This is a genomic window from Brevibacillus formosus, from assembly GCF_003013405.1.
GTDB lineage: Bacteria > Bacillota > Bacilli > Brevibacillales > Brevibacillaceae > Brevibacillus > Brevibacillus formosus.
Window position 1 is genome coordinate 136,902 of sequence record NZ_PXZL01000001.1, and the last position, 22,322, is coordinate 159,223.

At 47.9% G+C, this 22,322-nt stretch carries 2 protein-coding genes (1 of these 2 only partly in view); both read left to right on the forward strand.

Annotated features, from left to right (window positions below):
• Positions 1 to 11,002, forward strand: the 3' portion of a protein-coding gene (locus C7R91_RS00645) for a non-ribosomal peptide synthetase (protein ID WP_047068489.1). 10,436 nt of this gene lie to the left of the window's left edge; only the last 11,002 of its 21,438 coding nucleotides appear in the window; its start codon lies off the left edge, out of view; its stop codon occupies positions 11,000 to 11,002.
• A gap of 2 nt (positions 11,003 to 11,004) precedes the next feature.
• Complete coding sequence (locus C7R91_RS00650; RefSeq protein ID WP_047068488.1) at positions 11,005 to 22,317, forward strand: SDR family NAD(P)-dependent oxidoreductase; 11,313 nt, start codon at positions 11,005 to 11,007, stop codon at positions 22,315 to 22,317.
• Positions 22,318 to 22,322: the final 5 nt, after the last annotated feature.

The following is a 22,322-nucleotide window of genomic DNA, read 5'->3' on the forward strand; positions in this document are numbered from 1 at the left end:
GAAAAGATATGGAGCAAGAGTTGAATACCGCCAAGTTGATGTGACGCAGAAACAGGAAATGGCAGAGTTGATCCGCACGATTCAACAGGACTATGGACGACTTCATGGCATTATTCATAGTGCTGGCGTGCTTCGTGACAGCTATATCCTCAAGAAAAACAGGGAGGAAGTCCAAACGGTTCAGGGTCCGAAGGTTACGGGTCTCATCAATCTGGATGAAGCCAGCAAAGATGTAGAACTGGATTTCCTAGTGCTGTTTTCCTCGGTGGCTGGCAGCTTGGGGAATATCGGACAAGCTGACTATGCGTGCGCCAACGCCTTTATGGACGGATTTGCCCATTATCGCAATGGATTGGTTGCGTTACAGCAACGTCACGGACAGACATTGTCCATGAATTGGCCGTTGTGGAAAGAGGGCGGAATGCAGGCTGACGCAGAGGCAGGTGACATGTTGAAGCATAGCATGGGAGTAGTCGCTATGCAGACTTCGACGGGTATTTCAGCTATGTATCAGGCCTTAGCCTCCGGAAAAGCCCAGGTCATGGTGATGGAAGGCGATCTGGCTAAGCTCAAGCAAACACTGCTTTTGCAAACACCAGACAACAGTTCTCAAACGAAGCATTCGGTATCAGTGGATACCAGCAGTCTGTTGCAAAAAGTGGAATTTGCTTTGATGCAAACCGTGTCGGAGCTGCTTCAGGTTCCTACCACGGATATTGATGGCAAAGTAGAGCTGTCTGAACTCGGATTTAATCAGGTGCTACTGACTGAATTCGCCACCAAGCTTAGTCAGCAATATCACATTGGGCTGAGTCCGACTGCATTCGTGGAGTATCCGACGCTTCAGCAGCTTGCATCCTATTTACTGGAAGAGTCTGAAGACATGCTGGTAAAACAGATACAGCCAGTTGAAACGATCACACCAACCAAGGTAGAGCAAAATGAAAAACAAGCGACTGCCATTGTGGAACAAAACGTTCTTCACGAGAAAGCGACTCATTTTGTGAAAAAGGAATTTGCCGAGGTGCTGCAACTGCCTGTGAATCGAATCGAAGAAGATGCCTCGATGGAGACATACGGAATTGATTCAATTCTATCCATGAAATTAACCAACCAATTAGAGAAAAGCTTTGGCTCACTGCCGAAAACGTTATTTTTTGAGTATCAAACGATTCAAGAATTGATCGGTTATTTCTTAGACTCCTATCGAGACAAATTCATTGAAATCTTGGGTCTGAAGGAACAGCAGGAAACAGTTGTTACCCGAGAAACAGCATCCGTGACAAAAGAAGAAAACACGTCGAAAAGGCAAAGGAACAGCCATCGCGGAAGAAGTCGCAAAGGCTCACGGTTCATTTCGGAACAGAAGGAAACCCAACCAGCTAAGGGTGCTTTGGACATTGCGATCATTGGGGTTTCTGGACGTTATCCAAAAGCGCGGAATACGCAAGAGTTCTGGAACAATCTGCGCGATGGAAAGGATTGCATAACGGAGATCCCCAAAGAGCGCTGGAACCACAATCTGTATTTTGATGAGGATAAGAACAAACGGGGGAAAACCTACAGCAAATGGGGCGGTTTCATAGATGGTGTTGATCAATTCGATCCGCTGTTCTTCAATATTTCGCCTCTGGAAGCAGAAATCATGGACCCGCAGGAACGCTTATTCCTGGAGTGTGTATATGAAACCTTAGAGGATGCAGGCTATACCCGTGAATCTCTCGGATCGTCTCAAGGGTTTGGACATGGCGGTAATGTCGGTGTTTACGTAGGTATCATGTATGAAGAGTATCAGCTGTATGGTGCACAGGAAACCATGATGGGCAGACCAATGGCCCTTGGCGGAAGCTTCTCATCTGTAGCGAACCGTGTTTCTTATTTCTTTAATTTCCATGGTCCTAGCGTAGCCGTTGATACCATGTGTTCCTCCTCGCTAACGGGCATCCATTTTGCCTGCCAAAGCTTGCTGCGCGGTGAATGCGAGGTTGCGATTGCGGGTGGTGTCAATGTTTCCATTCACCCAAATAAATATTTGATGCTCGGACAGGGAAAATTTGCTTCCAGCAAGGGACGATGCGAAAGCTTTGGACTTGGCGGTGACGGCTATGTCCCTGGAGAAGGTGTCGGAGCGGTACTGCTTAAGCCTCTGGCGAAAGCGATTGCCGATGGAGATCAAATTTACGGTGTGATAAAAGGAAGCGCCATTAACCATGGCGGCAAAACAAATGGCTACACCGTACCTAATCCGAATGCACAAGCGAGTGTAATTGGACGTGCCTTGAAGGAGGCTGGAATTGATCCACGGACGATTAGTTATGTGGAAGCTCACGGCACAGGTACTTCTTTAGGAGATCCAATAGAGATTGCAGGCTTGACCAAAGCCTTCCAGGCGTACACAACAGACAAGCAGTTCTGCTCAATTGGATCAGCGAAGTCCAATATCGGGCATTGTGAGAGTGCAGCGGGAATTGCCGGGATAACGAAGATCCTGTTGCAGCTAAAACACGGACAACTAGCACCGTCCTTGCATGCGGAGGTGCTAAACCCGAATATTGATTTCAGCACGACTCCGTTTGTCGTACAGCAAGAGCTGGCGGAGTGGAAACGTCCTGTCATTGACGGTCAGGAAATTCCAAGACGCTCCGGTGTGAGCAGCTTTGGTGCGGGTGGCTCGAATGCCCATGTCGTTATTGAAGAATACATTCCAGAATATGAGAAACGTCCTGCGATCCAAGTAAGTCAGGCGAATCCAGCGATCATTCTATTGTCAGCGAGGAACGAAAGCCAGCTCCACGAACAGGCACAGCGTTTACTAGCTGCGATCAAGGATCAGTCCATTTCTGACCTGGATTTAGCGGATATTGCTTACACGCTTCAAATTGGGCGAGAAGCCATGGAAGAGCGACTGGCTGTGATGACAAGCTCCATTCAAGAGCTTCAGGAAAAGCTGACGCAATTTGTAGATGGACAGGAAAGCATCACAGATGTTTTCCGAGGACAGGTGAAAGGCAACAAAAAGACAATCGCCGTGTTTGAAGCGGATGAAGATTTGCAAAAGGCAATCGATGCTTGGATAAGCAAACGAAAATACGCCAAGCTCCTTGATCTGTGGGTAAGCGGAGGCGTGGTTGATTGGCAAAAGCTTTATAGTGAGAAGAAACCTCGTCGCATTAGCTTGCCTACGTATCCTTTTGCAAGAGAACGTTATTGGATTCCTCAGATGGATACGCAATTTGCGCGCGAAGTGGCTGCAGCATCAGAAGGGACGCTTTTCCTTCACCCATTGCTTCAGAAAAACACTTCTGAATTGTTGGAACAGCGGTATAGCTCTACCTTCCGTGGACAGGAATTTTTCTTGGCCGATCATGTTGTGAATGGACAGCAGCTCTTACCGGGTGTCGCCTATCTCGAAATGGCACGCGAGGCAATCGATCAGTCAGCGGGAGCCTTGAAAGCGGGACAGAATGGCATGACGCTCAAAAATATTGTGTGGGCCAAGCCAATTGCTGTCGATGATCAACCAGTCGATGTCCATATTGGTCTTCAGTTGGAAGACAGTGGAGAGATTGGCTATCGAATCTACAGTGAGCATGCAGGAAATGAAGCAGAGGAGATTGTGCATAGTCAGGGAAGTGTCGTATTGCATTCGCTTGTCGAGACGCCCACGCTTGATCTCGCTATGCTACAAGCCGCGTGCAGCCATAGTATTTTTAGTGGCAGCCAATGCTATGAAATCTATAAAGCAATGGGAATCCAGTATGGTCCAGCGCTGCAAGGAATCGAGCAAGTTCATAAGGGCATGGAGCAGGTCTTGGCTAAGCTGTCTTTACCTTTCGCTGTATTGGGGACAGAAGAACAGTTTGTGCTGCACCCAAGTATGATGGATTCGGCTTTGCAGGCGGCGATTGGTTTATTTATGGGGGCAGATGACTGGAGTCTCACTCACCAGCTTGATTCGTTAAAGCCAATCTTGCCTTTTGCGCTGGATGAGCTAGAAATCTTCAATCCATGCACGCCGCAGATGTGGGCGTATATTCGTTACAGTGATGGCAGCAATGCTTCTGATCCTGTACAGAAGCTCGATATTGACTTATGTGACGAGCACGGAAATGTTTGCGTCAGAATGAAGCGTTTCTCCTCTCGTAAGCTGGACGGTAAAGCGATAGACTTCAAAGCTACAGACGGACAAGGGATGTTGATGGTTCATCCTTGCTGGAAGGAACAAGCAGGTGTTCAAGAAACGGAGAATCCTGCCTATGCACAGCATATCGTGATGATGACAGAAGGTTTTGAATCGTCGCTTGCAAGCATATCAGCACAGATGAACGAAGTGCGCTTGATTCCTTTGCAAACCCAACAGGATGGCATTGCCGACAGGTTCGAGGCCTATGCTTCCCAAGTATTTTTGGAAATCCAAAGCCTCTTCCAACAAAAGATACTTGGCAAAGTGTTAGTGCAGGTCGTCGTTCCTGACAAAGCGGAGCAATCATACGTAAGCGGGCTTTCCGGCTTGTTGAAAACAGCCCAGCAGGAGAATCCAAATCTAATCGGCCAATTCATTGAAATAAACCCAGGAGAACAAGCAGCAGAAATCGTAAACAAGCTGCAAGAGAATGCCTGCCATCCTATGGACGACCGAATTCGCTATCAAGCGGGCAAACGTTATGTACTGGGCTGGTGCGAAACCAAGCCATTGCATGATGAGGTCACGATTCCGTGGAAAGATCAAGGAACCTATCTGATTACGGGTGGGGCAGGCGGTTTAGGGTTGATTTTCGCAAGGGAAATCGCGAGTCAAGCGAAACAGGCAACCTTAATTCTCACCGGACGTTCTCCTTTGCCAGAAAATAAACAAGCGATGCTTCATGAATGGCAAAGGTCAGGGGCAACGGTTGTCTACCGTCAAGTTGATGTGACGGACAAGCAGGAAGTGGTCCAGCTCATCCAAAGTATTCAACAGGATTTCGGAGGTCTTCACGGCATCATCCATAGCGCGGGTGTCGTTCGAGATAACTTCATCCTCAAGAAAACGACCGAAGAATGGAACCAAGTGGTAGCGCCAAAAGTGGCGGGTCTTACGAATTTGGATGAGGCAAGTAAAGATCAGCCTCTCGATTTCTTCGTCCTCTTTTCTTCGATAGCAGGAAGTATAGGAAATAGTGGTCAGGCAGACTATGCTTGCGCGAATGCCTTTATGGATGGCTATGCGAAATATCGGAATGAACGCGTGCAGGCAAAGCAACGTCAGGGTCAAACAGTCTCTATCAACTGGCCGCTCTGGAAAGAGGGCGGGATGCAAGTAGATGAAGCAGTTGAGGAGATGGTGAAACAAAGGGTTGGAATGATCGCCTTGCAGACTGCGACGGGTATTCGCGCTTTTTATGAAGCCGTAGCTACTCGAAAAGATCAGGTGATGGTAATGGAAGGAGATTTACAACGCCTCCACGCAGCAGTGGTGGGAAGACCGAAGACAACAGAACGGGAAGTCAAAGCTTCTGCCGTCATACAACCAACAAGTCATCATTTGCCAAAGGAAAAAGCGATCTATTATTTCAAAAAGCTGGTCTCTTCCGTGATCAAGCTGCCAATAGACCGAATCGAAGCAGACGCCTTGTTGGAAAAGTACGGAATTGACTCGATTATGGTCATGCAATTGACAAATGAATTAGAAAAAACGTTTGGCTCGTTGTCGAAAACATTATTTTTCGAATATCAAACCATCGAAGAAATTGCGACATACTTCCTGGCATCGCATCGAGAGCAAATGATGAGTATCCTTGGCGTGGATGAGAAAGAAGCACCGACGGCATCCCCTGTTAAAAAGTCGAGCGTTGAACCGGCGATCCACAACCGCAGGAGCAGAGGCTACGTGTTGAAGGAAACGACGAGAGAAACCAAACCAGCAAATGACGCCTTAGACATTGCGATTATTGGAGTCTCCGGCCGTTATCCAAAAGCTAGAAATATGAGTGAGTTTTGGCGTAACCTGCGTGATGGCAAGGATTGTGTCACAGAAATTCCCGAAGAGCGCTGGGATCACAGCCAGTTCTTTGATCCAGATAAGAAAAAGCAAGGAAAAACCTACAGCAAGTGGGGAGGCTTCCTGGACGGTGTTGATCAATTTGACCCGTTATTTTTCAATATCACACCAAGAGAGGCTGAAATCATGGACCCGCAAGAGCGTTTGTTCTTGGAGTGCGTCTACGAGACTTTAGAGGATGCCGGGTATACTCGTGAATCTCTAGGCTCGACACCTGGCATGGGCCTAGGCGGTAATGTCGGTGTTTATGTCGGAGTCATGTACGAAGAATACCAGCTCTATGGAGCTCAGGAAACGATGCTCGGCAGACCGATGGCGCTGGCAGGAAGTCCAGCCTCCATTGCGAATCGGGTTTCTTATTTCTGCAACTTCCATGGACCTAGCATGGCGGTCGATACGATGTGTTCCTCTTCCCTGACAACCATTCATTTGGCTTGCCAAAGCTTACAGCAAGGAGAATGCGAGGCTGCTATCGCAGGTGGTGTCAACATTTCCATTCACCCTAACAAATACTTGATGCTTGGACAAGGCAAATTCGCATCCAGCAAAGGACGATGCGAAAGCTTTGGTATCGGCGGCGACGGGTATGTACCTGGCGAGGGGGTTGGGGCAGTCCTGCTTAAACCACTGGCGAAAGCAATTGCCGATGGAGATCAAATTTATGGTGTGATAAAAGGAACCGCGGTTAACCATGGAGGAAAAACGAATGGATACAATGTACCCAGCCCGAATGCCCAAGCTCGGGTTATTGGACGTGCTTTCCAAAAAGCCGGAATCGATCCACGGACGATCAGCTATCTGGAGGCACACGGCACGGGGACTTCTTTAGGCGATCCCATTGAAATTACGGGCTTAACGAAGGCTTTCCAAGCGTATACAAATGACAAACAGTTTTGTGCCATTGGATCGGCGAAGTCCAACATCGGGCATTGTGAAAGTGCAGCGGGCATTGCTGGGGTGACGAAGGTGCTATTACAGCTCAAGCATGGACAATTAGCGCCATCCCTACATGCAGAAGTGCTCAATCCGCATATTGATTTCAGCATGACGCCGTTTGTTGTTCAGCAAGAGCTGGCGGAGTGGAATCGCCCTGTCATTGACGGACGGGAAGTTCCACGACGTGCCGGTGTGAGCAGTTTTGGTGCGGGCGGATCGAATGCCCATGTAGTGATTGAAGAATACATTCCAATAACGCAAGAGCAGCCTATTGTAATGGCAAGTCCGCAAAATCCTGCGTTGATTCTCTTGTCGGCCAAGAATGAAGAGCAGCTTCAGCAACGGGTTCAACGACTGCTCGAAGCCATTGCCGAACAGGGATTGTCTGATGCGGATCTAGCTGAAATGGCGTATACCCTGCAAGTGGGACGAGAAGCGATGGAAGAACGTTTGGCCGTGATTGCGGGCTCGATGATTGAACTTGAAGAGAAATTGAAGCAATTCATAGGAAAACAGAAGGACATTGAAGACCTGTATCACGGACAGGTAAAACGTCATAAAGACACCTTGGCAATCTTTGCAGCGGATGATGATATGCCGCAAATGATTGATTCCTGGATGAGCAAAGGAAAATACGGCAAATTGCTGGACGTTTGGGTCAAAGGCCTGAACATTGACTGGAGCAGCTTGTATGGTGAGAGAAAGCCTCGCCGGATTAGTCTTCCAACCTACCCGTTTAGCAGAGAAGCTTATTGGGTGCCTGGTGGATTTACATCATTTACAGGTGCAGCATCCCTATCCACATATGAGCCAGACATGCGCATTATGAAAAAGCAATGGAAGGCTTGCCCAGCAATGCCAACCAAGGTACCTCATCGAACGATAGGTATTTTCACAACGGATGAAACGAAGCATTTGGCGCTTCAACTGTCCAACCATTTCGCTAAGAGTGAAATCTTAGAGCTGAACGAGCTCGAATCACGATTCCATCAGGATGAGACGGAGTGGAAAAACTATGATGGCATTGTAGATTTGGTCGGTTGTGGATATCAGCAGACTGATTTGCTGGCTTGGATTCCATGGCTGCAACAGCTCATTGAGAATGGCCATAAGGAAGGCTTGAAGCTATTGGGTGTGACAAAGGGCTTGGAATCCTTCCAGAATGACTCTGTCAATTTGGCGGGTGCCTCACGCGTTGGTTTGTACCGCATGCTGCAAAGTGAATACAAGCATCTGCAATCACGTCATGTGGATTTGGAGCCATTGGCTGATGGAGAAGAACTTGCGCAACGGATTGCAGCAGAGTTTCTCATTGATGATCAGGAAACAGAGGTTTGCTATCGAGCGGGTGAGCGTTATAGCGCTTATCTTCAGGAAGAGCTGGTGGCAAACAGTCAGGAGCCAGCGCTTGTTTTCCCTGAGAACCATGTTCTATTGATCACTGGCGGTACACGAGGACTTGGGTATTTATGCGCCAACCATTTTGTAGAGCATTATGGCGTCAAAAAACTGGTGCTCACAGGGCGAGAAATTCTGCCGCCGCGCGAGCAATGGGGAGCCTATGAAACGCAAAGCACTTCCGCAGCAAAGAAAATTCGGGCAATACAAGCTTTGGAAGCGCAAGGCGTTCAGGTTGAAGTCCTATCTGTATCCTTAACTGATGAAGAGGCTTGGCAACAGCATTTGCACGAGTTGAAACAAACGATGGGGCCTATTGGCGGCGTGATCCATTGCGCTGGTTTTAGCGATGATCAAAATCCTGCGTTTATTCGCAAATCGACGGATGGAATTCGGCAGGTATTACAACCGAAAGTGGCTGGGCTGCATACGCTATACGAATTCTGCAAAGACGAGCCTTTACAGTTCTTCGTTCTCTTTTCATCTGCTTCCGCAGTCATTCCATCCTTGGCAGCGGGACAGAGTGATTACGCGTTATCCAATGCCTATATGGATTATTTTGCAGAGGCACATGCTGATTCTTGCCCGATCGTCAGCATTCAGTGGCCGAGCTGGAAGGAAACAGGGATCGGTGCAGTCACGACCAAAGCCTATCAACAAACAGGACTCGTACACATCACTGACGAGCAAGGACTGCGATTACTGGATCACATTCTTTTGAAAAAGATGGGTCCTGTCGTGTTCCCGGCAGCCATCAACCAAGAGCTGTGGGAACCCCATCAATTGCTGCAACACAAAAAGCAAGAAGCTTCCGCTGCGAACCTGTCGCCTCACCGTCCACCAGCAGGCAATCCGACGAAAAGCTCAGTGGATCTTGTGAAGACAGCGCAAACAAGACTAATTGAGCTGTTTGCGAAAGAGCTGAAAATAGATCCTGCCAGATTGGAGATAGACAAGGAGTTTCCAGACTATGGGATCGATTCGGTGTTACTGGCACAAGTCATGAATGAGATCAGTAAATGGTTGGGCAAGGACTTGGACCCGACGATTTTATATGAATATCCCACCATCGAAACACTTGCAGAATGGCTAACCAGCAATCACGGCGATTCCATCTCTGACGAACTGACGCTGACTTCTCCTGAAATGAGCGACCATCCGAAGAGTCAGCCCATCCGTAGGGAGACTGTGAAAAGCCAGATGGTGAGCAGTCAGGCTACCCCATATAGTCAGGCAAATCCATCTGATATTGCAGTAGTGGGGCTCTCTTGCCGTTTTCCGGGTGCTCGTAACGTGGACGAATATTGGAAGTTGTTAGCGGAGGGCCGTTCAGCCATTGGGACTGTACCCAAGGAACGCTGGGGTTATGAAAATTCCTATCATGCAGGACTTCTGGACAACATTACTGCTTTTGATCCTTCTTACTTCCTGATCGCAAAAGAAGATGCCAAGGCCATGGACCCGCAAGCCTTATTGGTATTGGAGGAAAGTCTTCACCTATGGCATCAGGCAGGATACACACCGAAGGAAATCAAGGGAAAATCGGTAGGCGTCTACATCGGGGCAAGAAGTAATCATCGCCCAAGTGAAGAGCATCTTCATCAAACACAAAACCCGATTATGACCGTGGGACAAAACTATTTGGCCACAAATATTTCCCAGTACTTCGATCTTAGAGGTCCGAGTATGGTCATCGATACCGCATGCTCTTCGGCCTTGGTCGGGATGAATATGGCGATTCACTCCCTTCGTAGTGGAGAGATTGAGGCTGCTATCGTCGGCGGAGTTAACGTGTTAAACGGTGATGAAGCGCATCGGATGTTCCATCAAAGAGGAATTTTAAGCGAAGAGCCAGCCTTCCATATTTTTGACAGGCGTGCGGGCGGCCTCGTATTGGGAGAAGGCGTAGGAATGGTTCTATTGAAGACCGTGGAGCAAGCACTGGCTGATGGTGATGAAATACATGCCGTCATCAAGGGAGTAGCGGTCAACAATGATGGACGAACGGCAGGTCCAGCCACCCCGAATTTGCAAGCCCAAAAAGAGGTTATGCTGTCGGCACTGGCAAAAGCTGGCGTGAAGCCGGAACAAATCAGCTATATAGAAGCAAACGGCTCGGGTTCAGAGGTTACAGATTTACTTGAACTCAAAGCCATTCAGTCTGTCTATCGCTCATCTCATCAGGCGGCTTGCGGATTAGGATCGATTAAGCCAAACATCGGTCATCCATTATGTGCAGAAGGGATTGCCAGTTTGATAAAAGTCGTGCTGATGCTCAAACACCAACAATTGGTTCCGTTCCTTTCAGGACAAGAGCCGATGACCCATTTCCATATGGAGTCAACGCCTTTTTATTTTCAGCGACAGCTTTCTGAATGGAACGATTCGCCCAGAATAGCTGCGATTAATTGTTTTGCAGATGGGGGAACCAACGTCAACGTCGTTTTACAATCCTGGGAGGAGCCAGTTTCACGTCCGAACAAACGACATTCGATTGCACCTCCGACGTTAAACCGAATGGACGTCTACCGTGAAGAGGCAGGTCGTTCAACAAAAACACTGACATATCTGAGCCAGAAACCCAACCGTACGATCAGTATTTGGAAGCGACAAATAGTGGAGGGATAAAAGTGCATGATCAGCTTCTTATAACGATCAACCATCCAATCCTCAAAAATCATAAAGCGCACGGTCAGGAACTGTTGCCCGGATTAGCCCATATTGATCTGTTGTATCAAATATTTCGAGAAAATGGACATGATTACCGCGAGCTTGAGCTTCGCAATCTAACGATCTATCATCCGATCATGGTGGGACAAGATTATGATGTCATGCTGAGCATTCAGTGCACGCAAGGCAAAGCAGGGCAGTGGCAGATTCGAATGGAGGGCCAGACACAACGCAACGGCATTTTAGACGCGGAGAAAAGGCTCTATGTCACTGCTGAAATGCATCAAAGTGGCTCTGCTCAGTTCGATGAAACGCTGGATCTGCTCATGCTAGAACAAGCGGTAAACAAAAAGGTCAATCTGCATGACGTGTATGAGCAATGCCGCCGCCAGGAATTGGTGCATACAGGTTTTATGAAGGCAGAAGGAACGATTTACGAAACAGATTCAGCGGCGGTACTAGATATTTCACTCGGTAAACATGCCCTTCCCAGTGCGGAAGGGTTCATGTTTCACCCGACCTTGATCGATGGGTCAGCGATCGGCTCGATGGTCTTGTTCACTTCGGTAGTCCAAGAAGAACAACGGCTATTTTTGCCGCTTTTTTATGAATCTTTTCGTGCTTCCGATCTATTGCAGCAGCATTGCTTTGCCAGAGTACAAGCTTCATCCATCCAACGAAAAAATGAACTGATGTATATGACGATGGAGTTCTTTGATCGTTCAGGCAAAAAAATTGCGCATTTGCAAAATTTTGCGGGCAAGTTAGTTCGTGATCCTGGTCTGATCAATCCGAATAAAAAAGAAGTACCTTTGCCTCGAGTGGATATTCAACCATCCAAGCAAACGGTATCACTGTCGGAAGGACCCATTCATGAATTGGATGAGCCACAGTCTGCTTTAGTGAGTAAAGCACAAACCTTTTTACAACAACTGCTGGCAGATCGATTACAAGTTCCAGCAGCGTTGATTGATACGCAGATTGGTTACTATGAAATGGGGCTGAATTCACCGGGCTTGTTGGAAGTGGTTAAGGCTGTCGAAGCGAAAGTAGGAACGCCGCTGGCTCCTACTTTATTGTTTGAATATACGAATATCGCTGAGTTGGCCGCCTATCTGGCCGAGAATCATGCTTCCGTATTCAGCGGGCTTGACTTGATGAAACAGGAAGGCAGACAAGAGTTGCCGCAACCTGCCAGGGTTGTGGATTCATCAGCAAACTCTAAGAGTCATGTATCGATTGCTGATGAAGAAATTGCGATCATCGGAATGGCAGGCCGTTATCCAGAGGCAACAAATCTCCAAGAATTTTGGATGAATTTAAAAGAGGGCAAAGACTGCATTAAAGAAGTCCCGAAATCTCGCTGGGATTGGCAGCAGTTTGGAGAACTCAAATCCCCTTCTGGAAAGCAAATATCCAAATGGGGAGGGTTTATTGAAGACCCTGATTGCTTTGATTCTCCCTTTTTCAGAATATCGCCGCGGGAAGCAGAAACGATGGACCCTCAGGAGCGTTTGTTTTTGGAAACATGCTGGGAAGCGATGGAAGATGCGGGGTATACGCCGAAGACGATTGTTCCGCCTCGGGGCAGCAGTAACAGGCGGCAGGTGGGTGTCTTTGTTGGCGTAATGCACAAGGATTATTCCCTAATCGGAGCGGAAGCGATGTCTCGGGGAGAAATGTTCCCGTTATCCTTGAACTATGCACCGATTGCCAATCGCGTTTCTTATTTCTGCAATTTTCATGGTCCGAGCATGGCGATTGACACCGTATGCTCATCCTCCCTGACGGCTGTTCATTTGGCGTTGGAGAGCATCAAGCGCGGAGAATGTGAGGTAGCATTGGCGGGGGGCGTCAATTTATCCTTGCATCCTGGCAAATACTTGTCATACGGCATGATGGATATGCACTCGAGTGATGGCTATTGTCATACCTTTGGCAAGGATGGCGATGGGTATGTTTCTGGAGAAGGCGTCGGTACGGTCGTGTTGAAGCCATTGCGCAAAGCGATTGAGGATGGGGATCACATTTATGCCGTGGTAAAAGGAAGCAGTGTGAACCACGTCGGATCGGTGAGCGGGCCTTCCGTGCCAAGCCCTGTTGCTCAGGCAGAAGTGATTACAGCATGCCTGGAAAAGAGCGGTGTGGACGCCAGAACGATCAGTTATGTGGAAGCGCATGGGACAGGAACCTCTTTAGGCGATCCGATTGAAATCCAAGGGTTGGTGAAAGCGTTTCGTCAATATACAGACGATCAACAGTTTTGTTCCATAGGCTCGGTGAAATCAAATATCGGGCATGCAGAATCTGCCGCAGGTATCAGCGGTCTGCAAAAAGCTGTTCTTCAGCTCTATCATAAAACGCTTGTTGCTTCCTTACATGCCAAGGAAGTAAATCCGTTTATTGATTTTGCGCAATCTCCCTTTTATGTACAGCAACGGACAGAAGAGTGGAAATCGGTGAGCATGGAAAACGGTCAAGAAATCACCGTTCCGAGACGAGCAGGGGTAAGCTCGTTTGGAGCTTCGGGGTCCAATGCGCATATTATTTTGGAAGAATACATCCCAGTTGAAACAGAGGCGAAAACGCAAGCCATCGGCCATAAAAATCAACCAGTGATGATTCCGCTATCTGCCAAGAATAAAGAACGATTGCAAGCCTATGCGCAAAAAATAGCGGATTTTCTGAAAAGGGCATCATCTGACAATCAGCTTCAAGAAATGCTGGAGAAGAAGCTGCGCAAGATTTTATCCAGTATTATTCATGTGGGAGAAAACAGCATTGAGATCGAACAAGAGTGGCATGAATACGGGGTAGACCTCGTTCAACTCACACAGCTCAAGCAAAAAATGCAAGAGGAGCTGAATATTCAGCTTGATATCAAGGAGTTCGATCAAAGCAGTTCCATTGCTTCTGTCATCGAATCTCTCATGGATAGCCATCGAGACGAAATAGAAATAGAAGATCAGTCTTTTGCTGATTTAGAAACGCAAATTGATCTGGAAAATGTGGCGTTTACCTTGCAAGTTGGACGAGAAGCGATGAAAGAACGAGTAGCCTTTGTCGTAGAGGATATACCTGAGCTAATCGAAAAATTGGAAGCTTTTTCGAGAGGCGAGAATACGATCGATCATTGTTGGAAAGGGAGCTTGAAGCCGAACAACGACCAAGACTCTCAACAGCTTATCCAAAGCTGGATTGCAGAAGGCGACATCAGAAAAATAGCTGAATGTTGGGTGACAGGCTATGAAATGGACTGGGAACAGCTTTACCTGAATAGCAAACCTAGACGCATTCCCTTGCCCACGTACCCATTTGCGAAGAATCGTTACTGGATTCCAGAGAGCAATAGTAAATCTGTGAGCGGCAAGGCAGCAGCTCCATTCATGAGTGAAACTGTGATTCATCCACTGTTGCAGCGGAATACTTCTGATTTTTCTGAACAGAGGTTTAGTTCCACCTTTACAGGTCAGGAGTTTTTCTTATCGGATCATGTTGTGAAGAAGCAGAGAATCTTGCCGGGAGTTGCCTATCTGGAAATGGCGAGAGCAGCAGCAGAGCAAGCAACGGCTGCCTTGACTGAAGAACCAGCCCAGATTCAACTCAAAAACGTGGTTTGGACACGGCCAATTGTTGTGGGTGATCAGCCTGCACAGGTACATATCGGTCTTGTTCCCGAAGAGAATGGTGAGATTACCTTTGAAATCTATAGTGAGATAGATGCTATGGATGCAGAACCCGTCGTACACAGTCAAGGCAGCGTCATGCTTCACTCTGTTGCAAAGAAACATACCCTGAACCTTCCGTCCTTACAAGGGGAGTGCAGTCAACGAGCGTTTTCATCCGAACAATGCTACAGCATTTTTCATTCAATAGGAATGGAATATGGTTCGGCACATCAAGGGATTGACACCTTGTATGTAGGGGAGGGAAAAGTATTAGCCAAGCTATCCTTGCCAGCCTCCGTCTCCGAAATGGAGAACCCTTTTGTCCTGCATCCAAGCTTAATGGATTCGGCTTTACAGGCATCTATCGGGCTGATGATGGTTGGGGAAGAGACCTCATCAGAGGATGGTCATTCCAGTCGCAAGCCCTCCTTGCCTTTTGCCATGGAGGAAGTGGAAATTCACGACAAGTGCACATCCTCGATGTGGGCGTACGTTCGATACAGTGCAAACAGCAGCGCAGACGACAAGGTGCAGAAGCTGGATATTGATCTATGTGATGACCAAGGAACCGTTTGTGTACGAATAAAAGGATATTCCATGCGAGTGCTGGAGGACGGGAAGCAAGCGAGCCATGTTTCTTCGAGCAGCGCTTCTTCCGCAACCTCTCTGGAGCCTCCTGTGGGGAATCTCATGCTGTCTGCTGTGTGGGATGTGACTCCTGTTGAGAAGGGTCAGCTTTTCCCTACTGCTGATGAGCAGGTTGTTATTGTGGGCGGAAATGAAGAGAATAGGAGCGCTATTCAACAATACTATCCACGAGCAAAAGTGATGTCCCTTCAGGCTGAGAATACGATTGAGGAAATCGTAGATCGATTGGAAGAGCTTGGTTCCATTGATCATCTGGTGTGGATCGCTCCTTTTGATGCGATAGATTCCTTGGCGGATCATCGATTAATCGCGGGGCAAGATCAGGGAGTGATTCTATGCTTCCGAACGATTAAAGCCTTGCTTCGCTTGGGATATGGAAGGAAGGAGTTGGGGTGGAGTATCATCACGGTTCAATCCCAGCCCGTTCGCCATACAGATGTTGTGAATCCTTGCCACGCCAGTATTCATGGGTTAATTGGTTCGATGGCGAAGGAATATCCAAACTGGAAGATTCGACTCTTGGATGTGGAGGCCGAATCTGAATGGCCGTTGGACGATATGGTGAGGCTGCCAAGAGATCGTCAGGGGCGTCCGTGGGTTTATCGTCAGGGCGAATGGTATCGCCAGCAGTTGCTTACCGTCGACCATCCTCCGATTGATCAGACACGTATGAAGCAGGGTGGCATTTATGTGGTGGTTGGCGGTGCTGGTGGCATCGGCGAAGCATGGACCGAATATATGATTCGTACCTATCAAGCCCAGATCATATGGATTGGTCGCCGTCAAAAAAATGAAGAGATTCAAGCGAAGATGGATAGACTTGCCGCTTATGGACCAGCACCAGACTATATAGCAGCGGATGCAGCGCAGCAGAACGCTTTGCAACAGGCTTATGAACAGATAAAGCAAACGTATCAACGGATTGACGGAGTTGTTCATTCTGCCATGGTCTTGGTGGAGGAAAGCTTGGAAAATATGCAGGAGGTAGGTTTCCGAGCAGTGCTCTCGTCTAAGGTTGATGTGAGTGTGAACATCGCTTCTGTGTTTGAGAACGAGCCGTTGGATTTTGTCTTATTCTTCTCTTCGCTCATGGCAGTTACGAAAGCTCCGAAGCAAAGCAACTACGCGGCCGGATGTACCTTTAAGGATGCCTATGCCCATCAATTGACCCAAGCATGGCCATGTGCAGTGAAACTGATCAATTGGGGATATTGGAGCAGTGGGCAAGTGGAAGAGTCTCACCAAGAGATGGTAGAAACCTATCGTCGTTTGGAGGAAATCGGCATTGGCCTTATTCAGCCTCCAGAAGCAATGCAAGCCATAGAGACACTTCTCGCAGGAGCCATGGATCAAATTGCTTTCATGAAGATCACAAAGCCTATTGTCATTGAAGGGATGAAGGTAGAGGAATGGGTGGATGTTCACTCTGCAATATACCCATCCATGCTACAGCTGTCTGTCCATGAAAATGAAGGGCTTGCTGATGTGGTGGCTGCCTTTATCAAGGAGAGATTGAAGCAGGACCCATCAGCACGAATTCGGATTCTCGAATTCGGAGCGGGTACAGAATCTACCAGTTCCTTGCTTTCGCAAAAATTACATGGCTATCAATCTTTTATCAGCTTCCAAGTACTTGATTCAGAAGCGGCGTTAGGTGAACAAGGAATAAATGCTGGTGAATTCGACTTGATTATCACAGCTGATAAACTGCACACTGCTCAACAAATTCGCCAAACCCTGCGTAACTGCAAGAATCTCTTAAAAAGGAATGGTCTGCTTCTAGTAAGAGAGATGGCCGATCAAAACGTGCGTAAAGACCTCGCAGAAGGTCCTTCAGTACCTCTGGAAGCTTGGCAAAAAGCATTGAGAAATGAGGGCTACCGAGTTGTCTCCTATCCACAGATGATGATTGCTGAGAGTGACGGTGTTGTCCGTAAATCCAAACAACGGCAGAAATCAATGGGGACCTCAGCCTCAACTCTACCCATTCCTGCAAATGCAGACCGGGGAATAAGTACGGAGGATATGCTTCGGGAGAAGAGCACAGCCTATTTCAAGCAATTGGTCGGAGAAACATTGAAAATTCCATTTGACCAGATCGATTCTTCTGCCGCCTTGGAGGAGTATGGCATTGATTCGATTATGATTGTGCAAATGACAAATGTCTTACGGAAAAAATTGCATCAGATCAGCACGACCCTCTTTTTTGAATATCAAACGATTGATGCGCTAGTCGAGCATTTCATGACAACACAAGCGGATGAATTACTAGCATTAGTAGGAATAGATGAACAGCAGCCTGTTCAAAAGCAAATAACCAACGCAGTAGCTTCAACAAAGACAACCAGAGAGCAAGCTGGCTCGGCAGTTCGAAGGGTAAAGTCTCGTCGTTTCCTGCAAGCTCTTGATACGGAAGCGGAAAAACCAGCAGCGCCGTCCAGACAGGATGTGGCGATCATTGGTCTTGCAGGTCGTTATCCGCAAGCGGAGGATGTCCGGGAGTTTTGGACTCGCCTGAAAGAAGGGAAGAATTGCATCACGGAAGTGCCGAAGGATCGTTGGAATTGGCAAGAATTTTTCAGCGAAGAAAAAGGAAAAAGAGGATACATGTACACCAAATGGGGCGGTTTCATCGAGGATATGGATAAATTCGACCCGCTGTTTTTCCAAATTTCGCCTAACGAAGCGGAGCAAATGGACCCTCAGGAGCGCTTATTTTTACAAACGGCATACGCCAGTATGGAAGACGCGGGCTACACCCCTGCCACTTTAGGAGAAAGCAGAAAAATTGGTGTGTTTGTGGGTGTCATGAATGGAAATTACCCAGCAGGAACGAGCTACTGGTCGATTGCGAATCGTCTTTCCTATTTGTTCAATTTCCAAGGACCAAGTCTAGCAGTGGATACGGCGTGCTCCTCTTCCTTGACGGCGATTCATTTAGCCTTGGAAAGCCTGTACAGCGGTACAAGTGAATGTGCCATCGCTGGCGGGGTCAATTTAATTGTCGATCCGTTCCACTATATTCGACTGTCTGGAGCGACGATGCTTTCTGCTGGTGACCGTTGCAAGTCGTTTGGCGATCAAGCGGACGGCTTTGTAGATGGAGAAGGTGTGGGAGCTATCGTATTGAAGCCTCTGCAAAAGGCGATTGCCGACGGAGATCACATATACGGCGTGATCAAGGGAAGCATGCTCAATGCAGGCGGCAAAACAAATGGATATACCGTTCCAAACCCCATTGCGCAGTCGCAGGTAATCCACGAGGCATTGCAGAGGGCAGGAGTGGATGCTCGGGCCGTCAGCTACATCGAAGCGCATGGTACAGGTACCGCTTTGGGCGATCCAATCGAGATTGCGGGACTGACTCGAGCATTTGGACAATATACGAAAGACAAGCAATTCTGCGCCATCGGCTCGGCGAAGTCGAACATTGGACATACGGAGAGCGCGGCGGGAATTGCGGGACTGACCAAAATATTGCTTCAAATGAAGTATGGTCAAATTGCACCATCCCTCCACGCTGAGATAATGAATCCAAACATTGATTTCAGTGATACACCATTTGCGGTTCAGCAAAAGCTGGCAGAATGGAAACGACCCATTATTGAAATCAACGGAGTAACCAAGGAGTATCCGAGAATTGCTGGGCTATCGTCGTTTGGGGCGGGAGGAGCCAATGTCCATATCGTCATCGAAGAGTATCTCGAAAAAGATAAACTGCCCGAGAGTAGCATGCAGCCACAGCATCCAAAAGTGATCGTGCTCTCAGCGAAAAACGAAGAGAGACTGTTCGCTCAAGTGAATCGATTATTGAAGGCGATCAAAGCAGAAGCATTCACCGATGCCCATTTGGCTGATATCGCCTTTACGCTTCAGGTAGGGCGGGAAGCGCTGGAGGAACGCTTGGCTGTTATCGTCAGATCAGTGGGTGAGCTTGCGGAAAAACTAACGCATTTTGCAGAAGGCGCAGAGAACATTGCCGAGCTGTATCGTGGGCGAGTGAAACGCAACCATGACACGGTAGCTCTTTTTGCTGATGAAGATATGAAGCAAACAGTGGAGACATGGATTGCCAAGGGGAAATACGCAAAACTGATGGACCTTTGGGTCAAGGGCGTCTCTATTGACTGGAATAAGCTCTATACCGACGAAAAGCCGCGTCGCGTCAGCTTGCCTACCTATCCTTTTGCCAAAGAGCGATACTGGATAGACGTTCAAAAGCCAATAGAAACAGGTATGTCCGACACTCCTTCTGCTAGAGGGGATATCCTCCATCCATTGCTTCACAAGAACACTTCTGACCTCTATGAGCTGAGATACAGTTCGAGTTTTACCGGGCAGGAGACGTTCTTGGCTGACCATCTTCGAAACGGGCAGCGCTTCTTTCCACTCACTGCTTATCTGGAAATGGCACGGGCGGCAGTGAAACAGGCAGCAGGAGATAGAGAGGGGACTTTATCTGGAATCCGAATGTCTCATATTGTCACAGATCAACCGCTATTGGTGGGCGATGATCTGGTTCAGGTACACTTGGGGATCTATCCAGAGGATTCTGGAGAGCTTGCCTATGAAATCTACAGCGGATCGAATGAAGATGATACCAAGTCTGTGGTACACAACCAGGGTATGGTCGAATTCACTTCGTTCGATGAAGTACCAAATTTGGATCTACCTGCCTTGCAAGCCGAGAGCAGTGAGATGCTTACAGCCCGACAATGCTACGAGCTGTTAAAGGAACATGGAATGGCTGATCATGCGGATTTTCAAGGGATTGACCAAGTATACAGTTCGCGGGAACAAGTTCTGGTAAAACTCTCCTTGCCTTCGATTGCTGTGGAGACAGCAGAACAATTCATTCTCCATCCTAGCCTGCTGGAGTCTTTGTTGCAGTCATCACGTTATTTGATCACGTGGGCTACATCATCTGACAGCATCAGCGCTATCCAGCCAGATGGTACTTTTACCCTTGAAGAGCTGGAGATCTACGAGAATCATCCTGTTGTGATGTATGCTCTCATTCGATTCAGTGAGGATGTCCAAGCGGAGAATATGAAAATAGATATCGATCTATGTGATGAGGCAGGCAGAATAGGCATGAGGATGAGAGGTTTTTCAATTGGGATTGAAAAACGGCGTGCAACGGTGAGAGAAACGCAGGATACAGTGACTTCCGCTCCACCATTGATGGGAACCACGATGCTCACTCCAGTATGGAACGCCGTGCTTGTAGAAAAAGGTGAAGTCATTCCAGCAACCAGTGAAAAAGTAGTCATCGTTTGCGCCGAAGAAAAGGAGAGAAGCCTCCTTCAACGACATTACCCCCAAGCTTCTGTTATCCAGCTTCAGCCAATTGATTCGATAGAGGTAATCGCCAGTAAGCTGGAGGAGCAGGGTATGATCAATCATATTCTTTGGGTTGCTCCTGACAGCCCTGTGGATTCCGTAAAAGACGAGTCCTTGATGAATGAGCAGGAGCGGGGCGTTATTCACGTTTTCCGCTTGATCAAGGCTTTGCTTGCGTTGGGGTATCAGACGAGAGACTTGGGCTGGACGATCATTACTGTCCAGGCACAGGCTATCAACAAAAAGGATAAGGTCCATCCAACGCATGCCAGCATCCACGGATTGATCGGATCGATGGCGAAGGAATATCCGAACTGGAAGGTAAGACTCGTTGATTTGGAGGCACATGCCGAGTGGCCGCTACGTGATGTTTTTGCTTTACCTGCCGACGCTCATGGAAACGCTTGGGCATATCGTAGACACGCGTGGTATCGCCAGCAGCTGATGCCCGTGCAGAGTCCTTCCATTAACCAAACCGTCTACCGACAACATGGCGTCTATGTTGTGATTGGAGGCGCGGGTGGTATTGGACAAGCGTGGAGCGAATACATGATCGGCACCTATCAAGCACAAATCATTTGGATCGGTCGCCGTAAAAAAGATGAGTCGATTCAGAACAAAATAAATCAACTTGCTAGCTTAGGACCTGCACCGCACTACATCGAAGCCGATGCTACGGATCGCGAATCACTGCAATCTGCTTACGAAGAGATCATGAAGCAGTACGGCAAGATTAACGGCGTGATTCATTCCGCCATTGTTCTCCTTGATAGAAGTCTGGCGAATATGGACGAGACGACCTTCCGAGCTGGACTGGTACCAAAAGTAGAGGTAAGTGTGCGGATCAGCCAAGTGTTTGGTCAGGAGCCATTGGATTTTGTCCTGTTTTTCTCTTCGATTAATTCGTTTACGAAATCGCCTGGGCAAAGCAATTATGCTTCAGGCTGCACCTTCAAAGATGCTTTCGCCCATCAGCTTGCCAAGGAGTGGACATGCGCGGTGAAAGTAATGAACTGGGGATACTGGGGCAGTGTTGGAATCGTTGCATCCAAAGGCTATCAGGAACGAATGGAACAGATCGGCATAGGCTCGATTGAACCTTCAGAAGGGATGGAGGCATTGGAAGCCTTGCTATCAGGTCCGATGAATCAAGTGGCGCTGATGAAAACGACCAAGCCACTCGAGATGGAAGGAATCAATACACAGGAATCTGTTGTAGTCGTTTCAGCCAAAATTTCCTCCAGCATGGCAAGCATTCAAAACAAGTTAAAAGTAAAAGAGATGCCCAAAGCAGCCTATTTTGCATCAGAAGCAGATACGGGCGCGGACAGCTTGTTTGATGACGTACAAGCAACGATCATTCAACTCGCCTCTCAAATCCTTAAGGTAGAGAGCGAAGAAATCGATGCGGATATTGAACTCAAGGAGTACGGATTCGACCCAGTCAAGCTCACCGAGTTTTCTGCGAAAATCAATCAGAAGTACAAGCTTGAACTGACACCTGCTGTGATGATGGACTATCCAACGCTGAAGCACATGACTGAATTTCTAGTCAATACCACCCTGCAATCTCAATCAGCAAGAGAACAGGACAAACCGGTTCTATACGTGTAAGCCGA